Source organism: Siphonobacter sp., from assembly GCF_048595215.1.
GTDB lineage: Bacteria > Bacteroidota > Bacteroidia > Cytophagales > Spirosomataceae > Siphonobacter.
The window spans coordinates 1-22830 of record NZ_JBMDWJ010000112.1 but is presented as its reverse complement, the minus strand read 5'-3'; the positions used below and the strand labels follow the sequence as shown (position 1 = coordinate 22830).

Here is a 22830-nt window from a genome sequence, read left to right as displayed (position 1 = left end):
CTAACGGTAATCTTTTAACGAATGATTGAAACGGCTCAACGCGTCAAAGAAAATGACATCTCGGCGGATGAAATCTGCCAACTTGTGGTGAAGGGCATGCAGGAGAAAAAAGCCCAGAATATTGTGGTTTTAAATTTAAAAGGCGTGAAAAATGCCATTGCGGATTACTTTGTCATCTGCTCTGGTAAGTCAGACACGCAAATTGATGCTATTGCTGATTCGGTTGACGAAGAAGTACATAAGGCTACGGGTGTGAATCCCTGGCATCGCGAAGGAAAAAGTCAGAAAGAATGGATCCTGATCGATTATGTCGATGTAGTGGCACACGTCTTTAAACAAGAGAGACGAGATTTCTATCGTTTGGAAGAGCTTTGGGGCGATGCTGAATTTACGGTTATCGAAGACGAAGCCTGATTTTAGCCGTTCACCCTGATTTTTCTGCCATTCGACCCAAGCTGAATCGTCTGACGAAACCATTCATTCATCTTGTGGATTACACTTTTACTATTTAACTGGCCTTTCGGCCAGAGTGACCATCGCCGGATTCCTATTCGGCATCCAAGCAAGAAAGACAGAATATGGCTGAAGAAACCCCAAATAGACCTAAATTACCTAAACCTCCCCGCCGACCAGGTTTTCAGGGCTGGCTCGTAGCGGGATTGGTGGTTGCGATCATTGCGATTATGTTCGTAAGTAAGAGCAGTGCTGTTCAAAGAATTAAAATGAAACAATTCTTTGAAATGGCTGCGAAAGGTGAAGTAGAACAAACCGTTGTCGTGAATGACAAACTGGTCGAAGTTACCCTGACGCGGGAAGCCTTACAGAAACCTGAATACCGAGGCTTGACCAGTCAAAAATCGTATTTCCCTTCTACGCCGGGACCCCATTTTGCTTTTCCCATTCCGTCGACCGAGATTTTTAATGACGATGTAAAGGAATTTAATAAGGCCCATCCGACAGCTCCCATTGACTATACGGTGGATGAGCGAGCCGGACTCGTGGAATTTTTCTCCAGCTGGGGTTTCCTGATTCTGATCGTCGTTACGATGTACTTTATGATGAGTCGCATGGCTGGCGGTGCTGGTCCGGGTGGACAAATCTTCAATATCGGTCGTTCGCGGGCTACGCTTTTTGATGCAGAAAACAAAGTCAAAATTACGTTTGATGATGTAGCAGGTCTCGACGAAGCGAAGGAAGAGATTAAGGAAATTGTTGAATTCCTCAAAAATCCGAAGAAGTTTACGGACCTCGGAGGTAAGATTCCCAAAGGAGCCTTGTTGATTGGCCCTCCAGGTACGGGTAAAACCTTGTTGGCAAAAGCTGTCGCGGGTGAAGCCGGTGTACCCTTCTTCTCTCTGTCAGGTTCTGACTTCGTGGAAATGTTCGTAGGGGTAGGTGCCGCTCGGGTACGTGACCTCTTCAAACAAGCGAAAGAAAAAGCTCCCTGTATCATCTTTATCGATGAGATTGATGCGGTAGGTCGGTCACGGGGCCGGGGTGCCATGCCCGGAGCTAATGACGAACGGGAAAATACTCTGAACTCGTTGTTAGTAGAAATGGATGGTTTTGCTACGGATTCTGGTATCATTATCCTAGCAGCTACTAACCGTCCGGATGTGTTGGATTCTGCTTTGATGCGTCCGGGTCGTTTTGACCGTCAGATTTCGATTGACAAGCCCGATATTATTGGTCGGGAGGCCATCTTCAAAGTACACATGTCGACGCTGAAATTGGCTCCGGATGTAGTAGCCAACAAGTTAGCGGCCCAAACACCTGGTTTTGCTGGTGCTGAAATCATGAATGTTTGTAACGAAGCAGCCTTGATCGCTGCTCGGAAAAACAAACAGGCCATTGATATGCAGGATTTCCAGGATGCAATGGACCGGGTGATTGGCGGTATGGAGAAGAAGAACAAGATTATTTCTCCGCACGAAAAGAAAATCGTTGCCTATCATGAAGCGGGTCACGCCGTAGCAGGCTGGTTCCTTGAACACGCCGACCCGCTGGTAAAAGTTACGATTGTACCCCGTGGTGTGGCCGCTTTAGGTTACGCTCAGTATCTGCCGAAGGAACAATTCCTGTACCGTACCGAACAGCTACTCGACGAAATGTGTATGACGTTAGGTGGACGGGCGGCCGAGGAAGTAGTTTTCGGTAAAATTTCGACGGGTGCTTTAAGTGACCTGGAACGTGTAACGAAAATGGCCTACTCTATTGTTACCGTATACGGTATGAACGAAAAACTGGGTAACATTTCGTTTTACGATTCAAAAGGCAATAACGAATACTCGTTTAACAAGCCTTACTCGGAAGAAACGTCTCGCATTATTGATGAAGAAGTACGGATGATTGTAGATGCAGCTTACGAACGCACGAAAGGACTGTTACGCGATAACATTCAGGCTTTAGAGGTAATTTCTCAGCAATTGCTGACGAAGGAAGTACTCTTCCAGTCTGACTTAGAAGAACTGATTGGCAAACGTCCGTTTGAGCAGGAGACTTCTTACCAAGCTTATATGAAGGGTAAAAACGGTACGCCAGCTGATAAAGAATCAGCTCCTACCGAAATTCCTCAGGATGCTGCTCCTGATAATTCAGAAGTAGTTCCGACAGAACAAGCCTAAGTTTCTCAATAAAAAACGTCTCTCTGATCACTCGGAGAGACGTTTTTTTATGCTTTCAAGGTTCGCTGTACGAATTCATTAATGGCCTTCTATCTTTGTAGCTTCATTTAGCAGAGCCCATTGCTGCTGTTTCCTGTTCTAATGAACGATATTCAACTCCTTCCCGGAAAGAAAATTTTCTTTGCTTCCGACTTTCATTTGGGCAGTGCCCCCCTTTCTAAAAGTGCCGAACGTGAACGTACCGTAGTACGTTGGCTTGAGCAAATTCGTCCGGAAGCTCAGGTACTGTTTTTAGTAGGTGATATTTTTGATTTCTGGCACGAATACCGTGAAGCCGTACCGAAAGGCTATGTTCGTTTTTTAGGCAAACTAGCTCAATTACGGGATGAGGGTGTTGAAATTCATCTGTTTACAGGCAATCACGATTTGTGGATGCGGAATTATTTTCCGAAGGAATTCGACATTCCGGTTCACCGTAACCCGATTGATTTTCGTGTAACTAGCAATCAAAGTACTAAGCGTTTTTTGGTTGGCCATGGGGATGGTTTGGGTCCTGGTGACTGGGCCTACAAACGAATCCTAAAGCCAGTCTTTACTAATTCGTTTCTTCAGTTTTTATTTCGCTGGTTGCATCCTGACGTAGGGATCACACTAGCCTACCGCTGGGCCCGGCATTCGCGAGCCTCTAAAGCTGGTAGACCCGAGGAGTTTTTCCGAAGTGACGAAGCGGAGTTGATTTTTCAGTATTGTCGTGAAGTCGAAGCTCAATTCCATCACGATTATTACATTTTTGGTCACCGGCATCTAGTTCTAGATATGGACGTTTCTGCTACCAGCCGATACATCAATATTGGCGAGTGGATTCACACGCAGTCGTATGGTTATTACGACGGAGAACAGTTTACTATGGGAATATTCGAGAACGATCCGGCTTTATTGATTCCAGCGAATAAGAGATAGTTGATAGTTTTACAAATTATATTTCTTTTTAACAAATCAACTTCTTCTTTTTCAGTCGATTATCGATTTCGTAATAGCATCCCGGAGGTTAGAAACTTTTGGGATGTTGTACAATTAGCCCCGTATGTAATGCGGGGAACTGCGGAATACCAATGGATACGGTGCATTACATCAATTTCAACGTAACGAAAAAACCAGCGAAGCTTCGCTGGTTTTCCTATTGATTTATTAAAGATATTTACTAATTACTGCCCTGATTCACCCGACCGGCTTCACTTTCCAGACCAGTACTGCGGCGGCGGGATGCCTGAATCTTAGAGTTTCCAAAGCGATACGAGAAGGTCAGGTTCGCTACCCGGTTTTCCCACTTATTCCGAATCTGCATGTCCACGTTCCCGAATACGAAACTTCCCCGGAATTGTTGCGACCAGAAAATATCGCGTACATTCAGCTTTAAGCTGGCTTTTTTATCCCAGAACTGTTTCTGTACTCCTACGGAAACCTGCCACATCGGCTCGCCTTTGATCGTACCTTCTAGGAACCCGCTCATATAGAAACCACTGATTTCTGCAGACCAGTTTTTAGGAAGCGTAAACTGGTTTTGCGTATTGAAGGTCGTCGTTACGATGCGTCCGTCAAATTCGCCTCCATTGAGTAAGCCCACAAAACGGTTGCGGTTCACGTTGAGGTAGTTGATACTCATCCATTTTTTAGTTATTGGAATGTTAGCTGAGATCGCTACGCCGTAGTTTTCGCGGAATCCAAAGTTTTCTTTGTTAATAAAGGTGGTACGAGCGGCATCGTCCTGACGTAAAACTTCGGTAATAATTCCATTTGAACGTCCGTAATTTAACGTGGTCGTTACGGCCCCCATAAATGTATGCGTCACTTCAGCTACGTGCGAGAATTGGGGTCTCAGGTACGGATTTCCCTGCTGATAGGTATACAAATCAAGGAAGTACAGAAAGGGATTCAAATCCTCGTAATCAGGGCGGTCGATGCGGTAGCTGTACGAAAAGCCTACGGTATTCTTCTTATTTAATTCTTGGCGGACGAATACACTCGGGAATAGGTTCAGATAGTTACGGCGGAAGCTCGTGTCTGACGTCACCTGATTTCCCTTCATCACCGTTTGCTCCCCACGCAGACCGAGTTGAATCGAGGTTTTCTTGATTTGCGTACTGTAGTTCAGATACGCGGCATTGATGTTTTCTCTGTAAATAAACTGGTTCGTACGACCGGGATCCACACGGGGTGCTTCTCCCTGCTGAATGGTGAATTTCATGTTGTTATCCGTCGTAACGAAAGCCGTTTTCAGACCTGCTTCCATTTTGGAATTTTTACTGAACGGATGCGTGTAATCTACCTTTGCTGAATAAATATCCACGATGCCCTTGGTATTACCTACGTCGAAGCGGGGGATTTCCAGATCTACTCCCGCTGGATTAACTGTCGTAATCTTGTACCGCTGATCCGAGCGATTGTCGTACCGGGCGTAGTCAATATCGGCTGTAAATTCTTTACCTGTTGAATCAATCGTATGTTTCAGATTCAGGTTGGTAGTCAGGCTTTTCCAAGTATTATCAAAGTTCTGACCAGTCGTCGTAGTTTTTTCTAGTACGCTGGTTCCTTTATAAATTTTTGTGACGTTATCGCCTATAATACCCCAGCCTCCGGCATTTACATTCATCAAAACTCCAATCGTCGTCTTTTTTGAAGCAAAATAATCGGCTCCCAGTTTTACGTTGTTGTTGTGATTTCGGGTCGTATTATCGGCAAACTGATCGTACAAAGCCGTCACTTCATCGCCCGAACGGAACTTGCGAACAATCGACTGATCCCGCCAGTTTTTACGAGCCCCGCCCGAGTAATTACCAAAGACATTCCATTTGTTCTGACGGTAATTCAGGTTCAAACTACCATTCGCCTTAGGATTCAAGCCGTATCCAAAACCTAAGCTAGCCGAGCCATTCAAACCCGCATTCTGGTTTTTCTTCGTCCGGATATTGATGATCCCGGCATTACCAGCCGCATCGTATTTGGACGATGGATTGGTCATAATTTCAATTTTCTCCAGTTGATTCGCCTGCGTATTGCGGAGTAAATTCGCCAGATCTTCGTTAGACAGGTACGTAGGTTTCCCGTCAATCATTACTCGTACCTGAGCTTTGCCTTTCAGCGAAATATTACCATCGCGGTCTACGGTTACGCCCGGAGCACGTTCGAGTACTTCCAGGGCCGTGTTTCCGGCCGCTACAATGCTGTTTTCAACGTTAACGACCGTCTTATCGATTTGCTGTTCAATGAAAGGTTTGGCCGCGGCTACTCGTACCTCCTTCAGATCCTGCGAAGCAGGCTCCATTACTAAAGCAGCCAATTTCACACTCGGCGATTCTGCATTCAATACGAACGGAGGGGTTGTTTTCTTGGCAAATCCTACTTGCGTAAGCGTTACTAAGTAACGGCCTTCCGCCAGCCCTTCAATTTCAAAGGTACCATTGGCATCGGCTACGCCTCCCTTAGCTAAAGTCGAATCTTTGGCCTTGAGTACCATGATGGTAGCGAATTCAACGGCCTTTCCCGACACATCAGTAATCTTGCCCGATACACTTCCCTGGAAGGGCTTCTGGGCGAAGCCCAAGCCTATACCCGCTAGTAGAAAGGTTAGAGTATATAGAATAGTTTTCATGGCTTTTATGGTAAGGAGACAGATAGAATTAGATGTTTTAATCTCGTTGATGACCCAAAGATGCGAGTCGAACGAAGTACTATGCAATACCAGCTACTATGAATTGCACAATAATCGGATGAACGGTAAAAAAGAGGGGATCAACTGGAGAAAGCGAGGGGATAACTAATGGATGCAGGAGCCCCGGATGACGTTGCACGCCCCATCAAATATTTCGAAAAAAGAAAAGTCCGGTAGTCGTTCTAGCGATTACCGGACCCGGATCGTATCGGAATAATTATTCTTCTTTACGGGGAGCTTTATCTTTTTCTACGGAGATGCTTAACTGCGTGGGGTCGTCCATGACTTTACCTACATCCCGAATGAAGCGAATCACTTTACCAAATCCACTTCTGGGTTTTTCCCTAGGTGGTACTTCCTCCTCTACTTCAATTCGCAGCTTCGTGGGATTGTCTATGACCTTACCCGCATTTTTAATAAACGTTACTACTTTAGAAAGCCCACCCTCTGACTCTTCCTGCATCGTCGCTTCGGAAGATTTTTTACGCTCAGACGCCTTGTTTTGACCATACGAGGTCAATCCAAAGCCAAACACAAAAGACAAAAGAAGTATGCGTTTCAACATGAGCGGGCACTTTCGAAAATACAAACTTAAAATTCAGTCCTTACAAATACGTCACCATTCATCATTTTTAGCAACTTTTATTTTAATATTCTACAAAAAAAGCCTGTTTCGAACAGGCTTTTTTTGTAGAAACAAATAATCCTTTATTCAGTGAAGGTGGCAGCATCAGCTAAAAACTTCTTCAATCCACTATCCGTTAAAGGGTGATTCAGTAAGGATGTAATGACGGATAGCGGACAGGTAGCTACGTCAGCACCAATCTCGGCACACTTCAAAATATGTACCGGATGACGAATGGAGGCCGCTAGTACCTGGGTCAGAAAACCGTAGTTTTCGTAGATGGATACAATGGATTCGATCAACTCGATACCGTCCATCGAAATATCATCCAACCGACCCACGAAGGGAGAAACGTAGGTCGCTCCGGCTTTAGCCGCTAGCAGGGCTTGCCCCGCCGAAAACACCAGTGTACAGTTCGTTTTAATTTCCTTATCAGCAAAATATTTGATTGCTTTTACGCCATCCCGAATCATGGGTACTTTAACCACGATTTTTTCGTCGATTTCCGCTAGCTCCTCTCCTTCCCGAATAATTCCCTTGAAATCCGTACTGATTACCTCAGCACTCACGTCCCCGTCTACAATATCACAAATGCTCTTGTAGTGCTTGAAAATGTTGTTTTTACCCTTGATTCCCACCTTGGCCATCAGCGAAGGATTGGTCGTCACGCCATCCAGTACGCCTAACTCGTGGGCTTCCCGAATTTCATCGAGATTGGCCGTATCAATGAAAAATTTCATACGCTACTCTTGGTTATACAGTTTAAAAAGAGGTCCGTTTACTCCATTGGTCATGGGTACTCATTTCTTTAAAAGAGGATTCAGGCAAAGGAAGCCCCTCTCTCTTTCTGGATAAATGAGTAAAAAATTACGTCGCAAAACTACGGGAGTTTTTCATACTCCTCCCCTGCTTGGTCTTTGGATTTTGGAAAACGGGAACTCCCTCTTCGGCATGACCCATCAATACGCCTAAAAATCTGTTATTTTCGTACAATATTTAATAGTTAACCTCCCATTCTTCTTCCGACTTCTTTCCGAAGCTGGATGTATTTGTTTACAAACCTTATGAAATCATCAAGCCTTGTTCGCTGGTTACTCGTGGTTGTCATTGTAGGCGGCATTGGGTATCTGGTTTATGGCAAATTGAATCGTACTGAAAAGAAAAAAGCCGGAAATGAGCGTGCAGGAGGGGGCGGTGGTGGTCCAGCCCGGCCACTTTCGGTGGATGGATATGTAGTTAGTACTGAAAAATTAAGTAACAGTATTGAAACGACAGGTACCCTACAAAGCAACGAAGAGCTTTCGCTACAGCCGGAAATCAATGCCCGAGTCGTGAAAATCTACTTCAAGGAAGGACAGCCTGTACCCAAAGGAGCCCTGTTGATTAAACTCTTTGATGCTGATCTTTCTGCTCAGGTACTGAAAGTAAAAACGCAGCGGAAACTGGCTCAGAAATCGCTCGAACGTCTGCAGTACCTGCTCGAACGCGAAGGTGTCAGTAAGCAGGAAGTGGACGTAGCCCAATCGCAGGTTGAAGCCTACGACGCGGATCTGGCCGTAGCTAACGCTCAATTACAACGTACGGAAATCCGGGCTCCCTTTGCGGGCAAGATTGGTCTGCGGTACGTGAGTGAAGGAGCCATCGTTTCGCCTACCACGGTCATCGCCAGTTTTCAGCAAACCAATCCTTTGAAAGTCGATTTCTCGATTCCCGAAAAATATTCGGATGTTGTTCATATTGGCGACGGCGTTCGTTTCAACGTAGCGAGTGAGCGTACGGAATTTCAGGGTAAAGTTTACGCCATCGAACCCAAAATCGACTTGACTACGCGTACTATCAAACTGCGGGCATTGGTACCCAATGCCAATAATCAGCTCCGCCCCGGCCAGTTTGCCAAAGTGAAACTCCAGCTCGGCGAAACGCCCGAAGCCTTACTGGTACCTTCACAGGCAATTATTCCGGGTACCAAAGATAAACAGGTGGTCGTTTCCCGCGGGGGCAAGGCTTCGTTTGTAACCGTAGAAACCGGCACCCGAACCGACACCAAAGTACAGGTGGTCAACGGTATTCAGGCTGGAGATACGGTGGTAATCAGCGGTATTCTTCAGATTAAACCGGATGCTCCGCTGAAGATCAGAAATGTAAAAAAGTAGCAGTACGCATTCCTATCTAAACGCACGGAAGAGTGGCACACGTATTTCATAGATCTCTGTGTTTCAGCAGCCTAAACTTCTTCCCGTACTACTGATCTATTGAACTGGTTATAGTGTAAAAGATCCACGTATGAGCTTACCCTCTTTGTCCCTAAGTCGCCCCGTACTGGCCATCGTGATGAACATCATCATTGTGTTGTTCGGATACGTCGGCTTTACGTTTCTGGGCGTTCGGGATTTCCCGGCGATTGACCCGCCCATTATCAACGTGCGTACCAGTTACGCCGGGGCTAACGCCGATATTATTGAATCACAGATTACCGAACCGCTGGAAAAAGCCATCAACGGGATTGCCGGGGTACGCTCGATTTCCTCATCCAGCAGCCAGGGCACGAGTAATATTACCGTTGAATTTAACCTGGAAGCCAATCTGGAAGCGGCTGCTAACGACGTGCGGGATAAAGTAGCCCAGGCCCAGCGGCAATTACCGAATGACCTTGATGCTCCGCCCGTGGTAAACAAAGCGGATGCTAACTCGGATGCCATTATTACGATGACCGTTCAGAGTACAACGCGGAATATTCTGGAAATCAACGACTACGCTACCAACGTTCTGCAGGAACGTCTACAAACGATTCCTGGCGTGAGTAGTATTCAGCTCTGGGGCGAGAAACGCTACGCTATGCGGTTATGGCTCGACCCGGCTAAAATGGCGGCCTACAACATTACTGGCGTTGATGTACTGAATGCGTTAAGCCGGGAAAACGTCGAACTTCCCTCCGGGAAAATTGCCGGTAATGCGACGGAATTAAGTATTCGTACGTTCGGTCGCTTGACCACGGAAGAAGAGTTCAACAACATTATTCTTCGCAACCAGAATAGTCAGGTAGTTCGGTTCTCGGACATTGGTGAAGCAGTACTCGGTCCGGAAAACGAAGAAACCGCCATGCGAGGCAACGGCGTTGCCATGATCGGTATGGCGATTGTACCGCAGCCCGGTTCGAACTACGTAGCCATTGCCGACGATTTTTACAAGCGTCTGGAGGAGATCAAAAAGGATTTGCCCAAAGACATCCACCTGGATATTGCTCTGGACAATACTCGTTTCATTAAACGTTCCATTGAAGAAGTTGAAGAAACGCTCTTAATCTCGCTGGTACTGGTTGTTATTATTATCTACCTGTTCTTCCGGGACTGGGCCATCGCCTTCCGCCCCCTGATTGATATACCGGTATCGCTGGTGGGAGCCTTTTTCATCATGTACATTTTCGGCTTTACGATCAACATTCTGACGATGCTGGCGATTGTACTGGCCACGGGGCTGGTCGTCGATGATGGGATTGTAGTAACGGAAAACATCTTCAAAAAACTCGAAGCGGGTATGCCCCGGATGCAGGCCGCCAAGGAAGGTTCGGAAGAAATCTTTTTCGCCGTTATTTCGACCTCGGTTACGCTGGCCTTCGTATTCCTGCCGATTATCTTCCTGGAAGGGTTCGTCGGTCGTTTGTTCCGGGAATTCGGGATTGTGGTAGCCGGAGCTGTATTGATTTCGGCCTTCGTATCCCTGACGCTCACGCCGGTACTGAACGTGATCATGTCGCGGAAGCAGCACAAAAATTCCTGGTTCTACGATAAAACGGAGCCTTTTTTCCAGTGGATGGATAAAGGTTATCACGATACACTGGCCAGTTTCATGAAAGTGAAATGGCTCGCCTGGGGAATCATCGCGGCTTGTTTTGGTTTGACGTACGTGCTTTTTAATACCATTCAGTCAGAGTTGGCTCCGCTGGAAGATCGGAGTCAGTTCCGTCTGTCCGTTACGGCTCCCGAAGGTACGGCTTACGATTACATGGATGACTACATGAGTCGCCTAACCCAGTTCGTAATCGATTCCGTACCCGAAAAACGAATTGTGATGAGCATTACGGCTCCCGGCTTCTCCGGAGCGGGCTCGGTTAACTCGGGTACCATTCGGATTGGCTTGAAGGAGATCAACGAACGCGAACGCAGTCAGCAGCAAATCGTGGAGATGATCAACCGAAACACGAAGAATTTCCCCGAGGGAAAAGCCTTTGCCGTTCAGGAGCAGACCATTGCGGTAAACCGACGCGGTGGTTTACCCGTCTCCTTCGTTATTCAGCACAATGATTTTGAAAAGCTGAAAGCCATGCTACCGAAATTTCTGGAGGCGGCTAACCAGCATCCTTCCTTACAAGGGGTAGATATTGACCTGAAGTTTAACAAACCCGAGTTACGCGTAGAAATCGACCGGGCCAAAGCCAGTGAGCTGGGTGTATCGGTAGCCGATATTTCAGAAACCATGCAATTGGCGTACAGTAACCGTCGATACGGTTATTTCACGCGGAATGGCAAGCAGTATCAGGTCATGGGTGAAGTATACCGCAAGGATCGCTCGCAGCCCGTTGACTTACAGACCTTGTACGTTAAAAATAGTCGCGGTGAAGCCATTCAGTTGGATAACCTCGTACACATCACCGAATCCACGACGCCTCCGCAGTTGTACCACTACAATCGGTACAAGTCCGCGACCATCTCGGCTGGTCTGGCTCCGGGTATGACGATTGCCGACGGTATCAAAGCCATGCAGGCGGTTGCCCAGCAACTGAAGCTGAGCGAGCAGGGATTTGCTACGGCTTTGACGGGTTCTTCGCGGGACTTTGCCGAAAGTTCGTCGAATACGTCTTTCGCTTTCTTACTGGCCCTGGTCTTGATTTACCTGATTCTGGCGGCTCAGTTCGAAAGCTTCCTCGATCCGATTATCATTATGATTACCGTGCCGCTGGCCCTCGCCGGAGCCTTGCTTTCGCTTTGGCTGTTTGATCAGACGCTGAATATTTTTTCGCAGATCGGTATGATCATGCTGGTGGGTTTGGTTACGAAAAACGGTATTTTGATTGTAGAATTTGCCAACGAGCAGCGTAAAGAAGGCTTGAGTAAAGTAGAGGCCGCCATCACCGCCGCTACCATGCGTTTACGCCCGATTTTGATGACCAGTTTAGCCATGGCCTTGGGAGCCTTGCCGATTGCCTTGTCGCTGGGAGCCGCGGCTACAAGCCGTATCCCACTCGGGATTGTAATTGTAGGGGGTATTATGTTCTCTTTGATGCTGACGCTGTACGTCATTCCTGCCGTATACGCAATGATGTCCCGCCGGAAAGACGTAACCCCTACCAAGCAAAATGGCAAAGTAACGGAGCCGGAAATGACATTAGTGTAATTGATGTAAGCTTAATGTAAAAACAGATTACGATTCCGTCCTCTAGAGACGCGTGATTATTAGCTATGCCATTCCATAACGGATAAATCGTTGTTCTGTAGGAGCTTCGTTATTCACCTATACCGAGCTTGGTCTTTTATACCGGGCTGTTCGGTAGCCTATCATCCACTCCACGACTAACGATGGCCTGCTTCAGGCCACCGCGTTGCGGCTATCGTAGGTCGTTACGCGGTTGATAGGCGGGAGGGTTTTCATATTTTAGCAATAGCTTGCAGATAAAAATCGGTAGTTGTTAATATATAGCAGATGCCCTTTTAGACGACATATCCCGACCCCGTCCTATCGCGATAAGCTGCCTATTTCCTCAGCAATGCGGTGGCCTGAGCAAGAAGAAATCAGCAGCGGGTGTGCCGGGATGGGATGCCTACGGACTAAATAACCAGCCGTGTCTGCGGGACGAAGAACGCATCTATAACAACTAAGCCAATTACATCAATAACAGAGAATGCCCGGAATTAAAACTTCCGTGCATTCTCTGTTTAAAGTAATAACTAACTTATTGCGTGTCTTCTTTTTCCGAAGTGAAAAAGGTGTTAGCACTTTCCACGGGTTCCTCTTCTTTTGGGTACACAACACATGGAAAACCAAACAGGCATTTATCCTTGATCATTGCTGCGACTTCGGCGGGTACGTATTGTTCCCAACCCTCTTCAGCAGCCTTGATCATCGACAATACGCGATCGGACTGAATGTGTAGGTTAAGTTTGTTGAAGCTTCGGATGTCTTCAATTTTATTATTAGAAATCAGATAACTGAATAAATCCCGAAGATGGAAGGGCAACTGGAATTTGAAGCAGTTAGCCAGCGTACCGTCGGGCCGCAAGGCCGGATACACGTACAACTTGACTTTCCGGCTAAAGAGCGTCGCAAAGGCTTCCAGAATTCCACCCGGCAGGTTGGCGTAGTGCTGTTCGTCGAAAATGAATTCCAGGTTAGGGATACCCATAATTAGACCGATTTTCAGCTTGGTTAGCTTCGCCAGGTAAGAAATCAGTTTGTAATATTCGGTATAGTTGGAAACCATAACCGTCAGGCCCAATTTTCCCAGAATATCCACCCGATCCAGGAAGTCTTTTTCATTAATATCGTCGCCATCCCGCAGGTTTTGTAACGTCAGCTCCGTTAGTACCACCACCCGGTTAGGATCTACTTCGGGGTCTTCCAAAAACTGAGCTACGCCGTTCTGTAACATATCCTGATGGACCAACGCAAAGGGCCGGAACCGTCCCCGAATCACCGCAATATGCTTTTTATAGAGCGTATCGGCGGGTTGCAGGTTTTGCCCGTTCGGTCCAAATAAAGCCGCGTTGGTAAAGCCATTTTTTACCAGATACAGACTCATCAACCGGTTATCGACTTTCTTGAAATCCGGTCCGTTGAAGCGAATCATATCAATTTCAATCCGTTCGGTCGTCAGGTCGTCCATGAGCGAACGAAGCAAAATTTCGGGCATCTGGTGGTAGTAATAACACCCATAAATCAGGTTTACCCCGATGATACCCAGTGCCTGTTGCTGTAAGATTGCGTCGTTATCGAGCATCCGAACGTGAATAATCACATCATTGGGTTCCGACTGGGGCGAGAGCTGAAACCGTAAGCCAACCCAGCCGTGCGACTCATTGGTTTTATGGTAATTCAGAGCAACTACGGTATCAGCAAAAGAAAAAAAGCAGGTGTCTGTTCCCCGCTTTTGGTCCAAACGTTCGATCAGCAGATCGTATTCGTGCCGAAGCATTTTCATGAGTCGGCTTTCGACGACGTACCGGCCACTTTCTTCCAAGCCATAAATGGCGTTTGAAAAGGTCATATCGTAGGCCGACATCGTTTTGGCAATCGTACCCGAAGCACCACCGGCCTTAAAGAAATTCGCGGCGACTTCCTGTCCAGCTCCAATCTCGGCGTACGAACCATAGATTCGTTTGTCAAGGTTGATTTTAAGAGCTTTTTGCTTGGTACCTAAATATTCGTACGTTGATGATGGCATAATCAAAACCGATAGATTCCTGCGGGTATGGGGTACTCGCAAAACTCGTTGTCGTTTGTTTAAGGAACGAAGTTAGGCCCTGAGGCTTTAACCTGTCAATAATAAAAACGTATTCTTGCTAAACAGTATAGATAGGTTGCTGGTCCTCTGCACAGGTATGCTTAAAGTACCATACTTTCCCGCAAAGGTTCAGTCCGTATCCTTTTTCCCGAACGCGGGCAAATCCGTCAGACGACTCAACTTCCCTGCCGGATCCAGCTGAAATACGAAATGTTCCATGCCATTACTCAGGGCTACATAAGGAGCCTTGATGACATGATTGTACCGCAGGGCCTGTTCCAGCACGGGAGTGGTAATTTTCACTTCCGGAGCTTTACATTCTACGAGTAAAAAAGGCAGACCATCCCGGTCGTACATCACCAGATCAGAACGCTTGGCAGTCTTGTATACACTCAGTCCGCCTTCAATCTTCAATAAACTTTTCGGGTACGCGTACGTCCCGACGAGCAAGGCTACAAAATGCTGACGTACCCATTCTTCGGGCGTCAGTACCAGCCATTTTTTTCGCAATCCACAGAAAATCTGCGTTAGCCCCTCCCACTCCCGAAGCTGATATTCGTAGGCGGGCAAGTTCAAGTTAACCATAATCGACTTGAATAATTTAACAGATTCAGATTTTTTTAGTACTTTTGCCAAATTTTACTATTTCTTAATACCCCAATCAATCGTATGACTTATACTTGTCCGATTGACTCATTATAGCTTATGAAAACGAAAGAAGAAATTGTCGGCAACTGGCTGCCCCGTTATACAGGAACTCCCTTAGAAGAATTTCGTCCGTATATTCTACTAACCAATTTTCAAAATTACGTTGAAATGTTCGCGGAACGCTACGGCGTAGAAATCCGTGGGGTTGGCAAAGCCATGCAAACGGCTTCGGCGGGTCAAATCACCATTATCAACTTCGGTATGGGTAGCCCGGTAGCGGCAACCATCATGGATTTACTTTCAGCGATTCATCCCAAAGCCGTACTTTTCCTGGGAAAATGCGGCGGCCTTAAGAAACATACGCAATTAGGTGACCTAGTATTGCCCATTGCGGCCATTCGTGGGGAAGGTACAAGTAATGACTACATGCCCCCCGAGATTCCGGCCCTCCCCTCCTTCCGGTTACAACGGGCCGTATCGTCCATGATTGTGAAGAACGGCATGGATTACTGGACAGGCACCGTGTATACAACGAATCGCCGGGTTTGGGAACACGACGAGAAATTCAAAGAATACCTCCGGCAAACCCGGGCAATGGCCGTGGATATGGAAACGGCTACCATTTTTGCAGTAGGTTTCGTCAATCAGATTCCCCACGGAGCTTTGTTACTCGTATCCGATAATCCCATGATTCCCGAGGGTGTTAAGACGGAAGAAAGCGATAAGAAGGTAACCTCACAGTTCGTCGAAAAGCACCTGCAAATTGGTATCGATTCGCTGGAAGAACTGGCCCAGTCCGGGGCTTCCGTGAAACACTTACGGTTTGAGTAGTCGCTTATTAAAAGGTAGAAAGTCGCAGGTAAGTCCCGAATCGCGTCCGGGGTCTACCTGCAACTTTCTGTTTTAACCGATTTGCTATTTGCAGTATTGCTTGCGAGCGGGAGCCGCGGCTTTGTAGCCCAGTTCACTGGCTCGGCTTAAATCCATACACCCTTGGCTTTCATCACCCTGGCTGTGCCGAATCAGGCCCCGCAGGTAATACGCCTCGGCGTAAGTGGCATTGAAACGGATGGCATTGGAACAATCCTGGATGGCCCCCGCCTGTTCATTCAGAGCTGAGCGAGCCAAGGCCCGGTGAAAGTACGCTTCCGGATAAATCGGATTCAATTCAATCGCTTTCGATAAGTCCAGAATAGCGGCTCGGGCGTCGCCCATTTTGTACTTGCTCATCCCCCGCACTTCGTACGCTTCAGCCCGTTCGTTCGAAAACTCCTGCATCCGACTGTTATCCACGATGGCGTTCCGCAGGTTGTCCAGTACGTTCTTGGAAATCGCTCCTCCGTATACGGGCTTAGCTTCCAGCACATTATCTACTTCAATAGCTCGGGTCAAATCCTCGATGGCCTCTTTTGAAGCTCCGGTCCGGGTTTTCGCCAGACCCCGTCCGTAAAACGCCATGGCATTTTCCGGGTCCATCGATAGGGCTTTTTCAAAATCGGCTAGAGCTCCTTTGTAATCATATACTTGGTACTTTCCAAAACCCCGCTGACAATACGAATCCACGTTTTCGGGATCCAGGGTAATGGCCGTATTATAGTCGGCAACGGCGGCTTTAGGGTTCGAAAGTTTGGTATAGGTAAAGGCCCGGGCCAGGTACACCTGCGGCAGTCGCGAGTTGAGCTGACTTACGTGGGTTAAATCTTTCAAGGCTGCCTGATATTCACCCAGCCTGTTTTTGCACAAGCCACGAGCATAATAAGCCTGAATATTTTCCGGTTGTAATTCAATTACGTTCGTAAAGTCCTGAATCGCTGCTTGATAGTACTCCAGCTTACTCCGAATCATACCCCGGTTGAGGTACGCCCGGCTATCCGTCGCATCCATTTCTACGGCTTTATTGAGATCATTGAGAGCCGCTTGATACTCGTTTTGTTTGTAACGACTATCACCCCGGGCTAGCAAAGCATCGTAGTAATTGGCTTTCAGGGAAATCGCTCGATCATAATCCTGAATGGCTCCCGGATGATCGTCCAGCAGGGCTTTGCACAAACCTCGATTGTAGTACGCCTGCGGGTTTTCGGGCGTCATACTGATGACCTGACTAAAATCCGCCAGGGCACCTTTGTAATCATTCGTTTTACTTTTTTGTAACCCGCGACTGAAAAACTCGGTCGGGGTTTGGGCTTGCAGCTCTGACACCCAGAAAAGCGTCAGAAGAATAGCAAGGAAATGTCTTTTCATCAAGCAGATTTAAATGTGTACGCTATAGGTATCTTCATTAGCTAGGTAGTGCTGACTGTTTTGGTATGGGTATACAAAGGTATATTCTTCGGATGAAATAAAAGGAAGCGAACCATTTTCCAACGCCTTTTACCCAACCCTTGGTCAGCTTCCTTCCAGCAATCTTCAGGTATCAAAGCAACTGCCCGATTCCAAAGAGAATGACAAACAAAAGCGTAGAAAGCGACATTCGTTTCAGATACGGATCAATTTCTTCGGGTCGTTGTCCTTTCTGTACGCCACTGGCTATTTTCCAGAATAGTGGAAGTGTGAGCAGAAACAGGTAACTACTCCAGTTGGGATGCTCCAGAATGACGTATGCCGCCGCACATACCAGTCCCGTACTCAACAACAGCCAGTGATAGGTTTTCGCCCGAGCGGCTCCCAGTCGTACAGGAATCGAATTTTTTCCGTTCCGACGGTCGTTATCCAGGTCCCGGATATTATTAATATTCAGTACGCCTACCGCAAATACACCGCAACTGGTAGCGGGCAGCAGGATGCTCCAGTCGAGCGAACGCGTATGCAGGTAGTACGTACCTAGCACGCCTACCCAACCAAAAAACATCAGTACCGACAAATCACCCAGACCGGCATACCCGTAGGGTCGTTTCCCAACCGTGTATGTAATGGCCGCAATGATGCAAAGAATGCCGAGGCCCAGAAAGTACCAGAACTCCTGGCCCGTGCCGCCTTCAAGGGCTACGTACAGCAGCCACAGACCCGACGCCAGCGTCAGTACTGAAAAAGAAAGAATGGCCGTACGCATCTGTTCTTTAGTGATGGCACCGGTTTGTACGGCCCGCGTAGCCACTTTTCGCTCGTCGTTGTCGAGACCCGAAACACTGTCTCCATAGTCGTTGGCAAAGTTGGAAAGTACCTGTAATAAAACGGTCGTCAGGACGGCCAGACCAAAAACGGACCAGCGAAAACCACCCTGAGCGGCGGCCAGAAAACTGCCCATCAGGATGCAGGAAAGGGACAGAGGCAGGGTACGGGGGCGGGCTGCCGAAATCCAGGAACGCATATGCTTGCGGAGTTTAATAAAAGTGTCTCAGTATGGACGCTCTGTTGGTGTTCAGGAAACAAAGGGGATACAAAAGTAAGCGTTCACCGGACTTGCCCAAAATGCGTGCTGCCAGCAAAAGAGCTGGCAGCGGCAGAACGTTCGTTTGAAGCAAGGATTACTTGATCGCTTCCAGAAACTCCGGGCTATCGGGTTTCACTTTGGAAGCAAAAAAGTGCGTCAGTTCGCCTTTTTCGTTGATAACGTACTTGCAGAAATTCCAGGTCGGCACTTTATCGTTCCAGCCGTTCAGGTCTTTCGTAGACAACCATTTGTACAACGGAGCCTGTTCGGCACCTTTCGTGGCTACTTTGGAGAACATGGGGAACGTTACGCCATAGTTTTTCTGGCAGAAAGCTCCAATTTCTTCTTCAGAGCCGGGTTCCTGACCACCGAAATCATTGGAAGGAAAACCGAGTACTTCTACTTTACCTTTGTTGGCTTCATAGAATTTTTCCCAATCGGCGTACTGCGGCGTGAAACCACATTTGGAAGCTGTATTGAGAATGATCACTTTCTTGCCTTTGTACTTAGACAAGTCTACTTCTTTGCCATCCAGTGACTTCACCTTGAAATCGTACAGGGTTTGTTTCGCCGGCACCATGTTTTCCGGACGGGTTACTGCCTCGTTTTTATCGGCAAATAAGCCCGTTAGTAAGGTTCCTAACATAAGCATGAGTTTTACCATGATCAAATGCAATAAGGAGTTTGATTAGTTCGACTAGTAAACGAAAAGTTTATCCATAAGGTTGCCTCACTGCCCAAATCGGCGAGTCAGTCAATTCTGTGCAATATACAAGAAGTTCAGTGCTTCACTGCTGAAACGCAGGCGGTTCTTTCTTCTTACCTTTGTTGCTCGTTTTTTTGAGAATTCGAATTCATGCAGAAGAAAAATCCATACGAAAAGAAAGAAGATACCCGCTTTGCTGTTGCTGAGCCGGCAGAACTGATGACGTTTCTACTGAAGCAGTTTCCTTCCAAGAATCGCAATAACGTCAAGTCCCTGTTGCGGGACAAGCAGGTACTGGTAGATGGGAAAGTTACGTTTCAGTACAACTACGTTTTACAGAAGGGGCAGGAAGTAAAAGTTCGCTGGGCAAAAGCTCCCGAAGAGCGAAAGTACGACGGTCTGAAGATCGTTTTCGAAGACGAACACCTGATCGTCATCGAGAAAGAAGCCGGACTACTTTCGATGGCAACGGAGAAGGAAAAACGCCGTACGGCCTACCACTTGTTGAGCGAACACGTGAAAGCCCAGAAACCCGGCAACAAGATTTTCATCATTCACCGCCTGGACCGTGAAACCTCGGGCCTGATGATGTTTGCCAAGAGCGAGGCCGTTCAGAAGAAAGTACAGGAATCCTGGCAGTCGACGACGAAGGAGCGAATTTACTTGGCTTTGGTGGCGGGTGTACTGCGTCAGCCGGCGGGCGTCATTAATACTAATCTGGTAGAAAGTGAAAAGTCCATGATGGTGTACGTGACCCAAAATCCGGAACGCGGCCAAACGGCCGTGACGCATTACGAAACCATCCAGAAAAACGCTCGTTTCTCTCTGTTGAAAGTACAGCTCGAAACGGGCCGAAAGAATCAGATTCGCGTACACCTCCAGAGTATTGGTCACCCCATCGTTGGCGATAAAAAGTACGAGTCGCGGCATGATCCGATTAATCGCCTGGGTCTACACGCCTGGGTACTGGCCTTCCAGCATCCGGTTACAGGCGAACAGCTTCGTTTCGAAACGGCCATTCCGCGGAAGTTTCTGGATGTGGTGAAGTAGGGATTTTGGGTTTCCGTAAGGGCAAGAAGCTTCCTGACTGGAGGTATACCACCAGCGAGCCCAACCCCGAAGGGGTTCCCTATGTATAGCCCCGCATGCAATGCGGGGAACTCGATCAGCCCGGTAGGCACAGCCTACCAACTAAAAAGTCCGTAGCGAATGCTACGGACAACTTGCTTCCCGGAGAGGTTGCCCGGAAAGCTTTCTTCTGAATTAGTACAAATAAAAAACCGGCCGAAAGTCTTGAGACTTTCGGCCGGTTCACGAAAACATCCGTTGTTGCAACGGCTGTTGTGACGCTCCTATCTTACATCCGCTCCGGCACCGTTACACCCAACAGATTCATGGACTTGCGAATCACTTCCGCGACGGACTTCGATAAAGCCACCCGGAATTGTTTCTTATCCAGATTTTCTTCCGCAAAAATGGGTACTTCACTAAAGAACTGGCTGTACGTTTTGGCCAGATCATAGACATACTGAGCAATCAGAGCCGGACTGTACAGACTGGCCGCATCGTCCACCCGTTGCGGGAACTGGCTCAGCGTAAAGATCAGATCACGTTCACTCGATTGCAGGTCTATACCCTGGGGTGCAGTAGGCGTCAGTTGTAATTGATCGGCCTTGCGTAAGATGGAGCAGATCCGGGCGTGGTTGTACTGAATGTACGGACCCGTATTTCCCTGAAAATCCACGCTTTCCTGCGGATTAAACAGCATCCGTTTTTTCGGATCAACCTTCAACAGGAAGTATTTCAAAGCTCCCATCGCCAGCGTATGGTACAGCGACTGGGCTTCTTCTTCCGTAAAACCGTCGATTTTGCCCAGTTCTTTCGTCATGGCTTCGGCGGTTTCCTTCATTTCCTGCATCAAATCATCGGCATCCACTACCGTACCCTCGCGGGACTTCATTTTTCCACTCGGCAAATCCACCATGCCGTAACTCAGGTGATACAGGCCAGCAGCATAGGGCCGACCCAGTTTCTGCATAATCAGGAACAGCACCTTGAAGTGGTAATCCTGCTCGTTACCGACCACGTATACGGATTTCTGCATGGGGAAATCCTTGGCCTTCAAATCAGCCAATCCCAAGTCTTGGGTAATGTATACAGAAGTACCGTTCGAACGCAGCACCAGCTTTTCATCCAATCCATCGGCCGTTAGGTCAATCCATACCGAGTTATCCGGACGGCGGTAAAATACCCCTTTTTCCAGTCCTTCTTCGATGATGTCTTTGCCCAGCAGGTACGTATCCGATTCGTAGTAAATCTTATCGAAATTCACGCCCATTTTCTGGTACGTTTCGTCGAAACCAGCGTATACCCAGCTGTTCATCATTTCCCACAAGCCGATCGTAGCCGGATCGCCCTCTTCCCACTTCAGCAACATGGCTTCGGCCTGCTTCAGCAAGGGAGCTTCCTTCTCAGCCTTTTCTTTCTCCATGCCACTGGCTACGAGTTCTTCGATCTGAGCTTTGTAAGCCTTATCGAAAGCCACGTAGTATTTACCGACCAGGTGATCGCCTTTGATGTCGCTGGTGGCCGGTGTCTCGCCGTGACCAAATAACTGGTACGCCAGCATGGACTTACAGATGTGAATACCCCGGTTGTTTACCACGTTGGTTTTCATCACCTCATAGCCGCTCATTCTCAGGATTTCAGCGATGGAGTACCCCAGAAAGTTATTTCGCAGGTGTCCTAGGTGCAGGGGTTTATTCGTATTGGGAGACGAATATTCTACCATCACCTTTTCGCCCTTCGCGGGTAGCTGGCCGTAGTGCTCGTTGGCGTGGATCATACCGAAGAGTTCCAGCCATACCTGATCGGCAATGCTCAGGTTCAGAAAACCCTGTACAACGTTGAAGGCAGAAACCACTCCGCCCTGAGCCAGCACGTACTCGCCCAGTTTGGTACCGATTTCAACGGGACTTTTTTTCAGCTGCTTCGCGTAAGGAAAGCAAACGAAGGTATAGAAGCCTTCAAATTCTTTTTTGGTCGGTTGCAGCTGTAATTCCGCAGGAGCCACCTCCAGGTCAAACTCCTGCCGGAGAGCCGCGGCCAGACTGGCCTGTATTTGTTCGGTGAGATTCATAGTCAGTCAAAAACCCTGCAAAATTATACGAATTGCGGCACCGAGCTAATACCAAGGTTGACAAAGTACAGGATTCATGCCTTCCCCTCCCGCTCGACTAACAATGAATCCCCCCTTAAACTCTGACGCTCTGGCATTTATTAGCTAAAAATTTATAGCTTCTTCAACCTTTTACTTCGTCATTTTCCCGAAGATTAATACTTCATCAAGAATCGATTAATGCGTTTTCATGAAGACAAATAAGGATCTACTTTAGCTTTAGCTATGAAGATTAAGACCTGTTAAATAGTGTTAATTACATTTCTCAGTTAAGAACTGTTTATACCTTCACGGAAATCATATCAATCTACGCTTATGAAGTTTTATTTTTTACTCCTATCCCTTTTCTGTATTCATTTAACACCAGCTTCTGCTCAGCTCCCTGCCGGAACTAAACTCCGGGGAATACGTCCAACGCTTACTACACAGAATGTATTTTTAAACGACCCTTCAACTACCCATCATACTTCCGACA

The 22830-nt window shown here is 47.4% G+C and carries 16 protein-coding genes; 7 read left to right on the top strand and 9 right to left on the bottom strand.

The features are described from left to right. Window positions 1–21 precede the first annotated feature (21 nt). The 3 genes from rsfS to ACOJTG_RS06650 all read left to right on the top strand — a co-directional run bounded on the left by rsfS (window position 22) and on the right by ACOJTG_RS06650 (window position 3584). Complete coding sequence (gene rsfS, locus ACOJTG_RS06660; protein ID WP_104710005.1) at window positions 22–414, top strand: ribosome silencing factor; 393 nt, start codon at window positions 22–24, stop codon at window positions 412–414. 164 nt (window positions 415–578) lie between these two features. Continuing rightward, entirely contained in the window at window positions 579–2624 is a 2046-nt protein-coding gene (ftsH, locus tag ACOJTG_RS06655; RefSeq protein WP_420153090.1) for an ATP-dependent zinc metalloprotease FtsH, read from the top strand. A 141-nt stretch (window positions 2625–2765) separates the two neighbouring features. Next, window positions 2766–3584 carry a UDP-2,3-diacylglucosamine diphosphatase gene (locus ACOJTG_RS06650; protein WP_420153089.1) on the top strand — a complete coding sequence of 273 codons (819 nt, stop codon included), beginning with the start codon at window positions 2766–2768 and terminating at the stop codon, window positions 3582–3584. Between the two features lie 241 nt (window positions 3585–3825). On the opposite strand, the gene ACOJTG_RS06645 is transcribed toward ACOJTG_RS06650, so the two are convergent. The 3 genes from ACOJTG_RS06645 to fsa all read right to left on the bottom strand — a co-directional run bounded on the left by ACOJTG_RS06645 (window position 3826) and on the right by fsa (window position 7698). Next, on the bottom strand, window positions 3826–6273 hold the full coding sequence (locus tag ACOJTG_RS06645; RefSeq protein ID WP_420153088.1) for an outer membrane beta-barrel protein: 2448 nt from the start codon (window positions 6271–6273) through the stop codon (window positions 3826–3828). Between the two features lie 277 nt (window positions 6274–6550). Beyond that, the gene (locus ACOJTG_RS06640) at window positions 6551–6898 is read right to left on the bottom strand and encodes a hypothetical protein (protein ID WP_420153087.1); all 348 of its coding nucleotides are present in this window, start codon (window positions 6896–6898) and stop codon (window positions 6551–6553) included. Window positions 6899–7041: 143 nt separating this feature from the next. After that, on the bottom strand, window positions 7042–7698 hold the full coding sequence (gene fsa / locus ACOJTG_RS06635) for a fructose-6-phosphate aldolase (protein ID WP_104710000.1): 657 nt from the start codon (window positions 7696–7698) through the stop codon (window positions 7042–7044). 324 nt (window positions 7699–8022) lie between these two features. On the opposite strand from fsa, the gene ACOJTG_RS06630 reads away from it, so the two are divergent. Further along, complete coding sequence (locus ACOJTG_RS06630; RefSeq protein WP_420153086.1) at window positions 8023–9111, top strand: efflux RND transporter periplasmic adaptor subunit; 1089 nt, start codon at window positions 8023–8025, stop codon at window positions 9109–9111. 130 nt (window positions 9112–9241) lie between these two features. Then, window positions 9242–12349, top strand: coding sequence for an efflux RND transporter permease subunit (locus ACOJTG_RS06625; protein WP_420153085.1), 3108 nt, complete (start codon window positions 9242–9244; stop codon window positions 12347–12349). Window positions 12350–12905: 556 nt separating this feature from the next. On the opposite strand, the gene ACOJTG_RS06620 is transcribed toward ACOJTG_RS06625, so the two are convergent. Together ACOJTG_RS06620 and ACOJTG_RS06615 are read right to left on the bottom strand one after the other, a co-directional pair. Further along, window positions 12906–14393, bottom strand: a complete 1488-nt coding sequence (locus ACOJTG_RS06620) for a TonB-dependent receptor (RefSeq protein WP_420153084.1) — start codon at window positions 14391–14393, stop codon at window positions 12906–12908. Window positions 14394–14582: 189 nt separating this feature from the next. Then, window positions 14583–15038 carry a type I restriction enzyme HsdR N-terminal domain-containing protein gene (locus ACOJTG_RS06615; protein ID WP_420153083.1) on the bottom strand — a complete coding sequence of 152 codons (456 nt, stop codon included), beginning with the start codon at window positions 15036–15038 and terminating at the stop codon, window positions 14583–14585. 120 nt (window positions 15039–15158) lie between these two features. Here ACOJTG_RS06615 and ACOJTG_RS06610 point away from each other — a divergent pair, with 120 nt between their 5' ends. Next, complete coding sequence (locus ACOJTG_RS06610) at window positions 15159–15932, top strand: AMP nucleosidase (protein WP_420153082.1); 774 nt, start codon at window positions 15159–15161, stop codon at window positions 15930–15932. 84 nt (window positions 15933–16016) lie between these two features. On the opposite strand, the gene ACOJTG_RS06605 is transcribed toward ACOJTG_RS06610, so the two are convergent. The 3 genes from ACOJTG_RS06605 to ACOJTG_RS06595 form a co-directional block, all read right to left on the bottom strand. Next, window positions 16017–17342 (bottom strand): tetratricopeptide repeat protein, encoded by a 1326-nt coding sequence (locus ACOJTG_RS06605; RefSeq protein WP_420153081.1) that lies wholly within the window; start codon window positions 17340–17342, stop codon window positions 16017–16019. Window positions 17343–17514: 172 nt separating this feature from the next. Next, window positions 17515–18408, bottom strand: a complete 894-nt coding sequence (locus tag ACOJTG_RS06600) for a 1,4-dihydroxy-2-naphthoate polyprenyltransferase (protein WP_420153080.1) — start codon at window positions 18406–18408, stop codon at window positions 17515–17517. A gap of 157 nt (window positions 18409–18565) precedes the next feature. Then, window positions 18566–19117 carry a glutathione peroxidase gene (locus tag ACOJTG_RS06595; RefSeq protein ID WP_094813908.1) on the bottom strand — a complete coding sequence of 184 codons (552 nt, stop codon included), beginning with the start codon at window positions 19115–19117 and terminating at the stop codon, window positions 18566–18568. Window positions 19118–19327: 210 nt separating this feature from the next. On the opposite strand from ACOJTG_RS06595, the gene ACOJTG_RS06590 reads away from it, so the two are divergent. Next, window positions 19328–20227 (top strand): RluA family pseudouridine synthase, encoded by a 900-nt coding sequence (locus ACOJTG_RS06590; RefSeq protein WP_420153079.1) that lies wholly within the window; start codon window positions 19328–19330, stop codon window positions 20225–20227. Window positions 20228–20534: 307 nt separating this feature from the next. Here ACOJTG_RS06590 and argS read toward each other — a convergent pair whose 3' ends face one another. Then, window positions 20535–22316, bottom strand: a complete 1782-nt coding sequence (gene argS, locus ACOJTG_RS06585; RefSeq protein WP_420153078.1) for an arginine--tRNA ligase — start codon at window positions 22314–22316, stop codon at window positions 20535–20537. Between the last annotated feature and the right edge of the window lie 514 nt (window positions 22317–22830).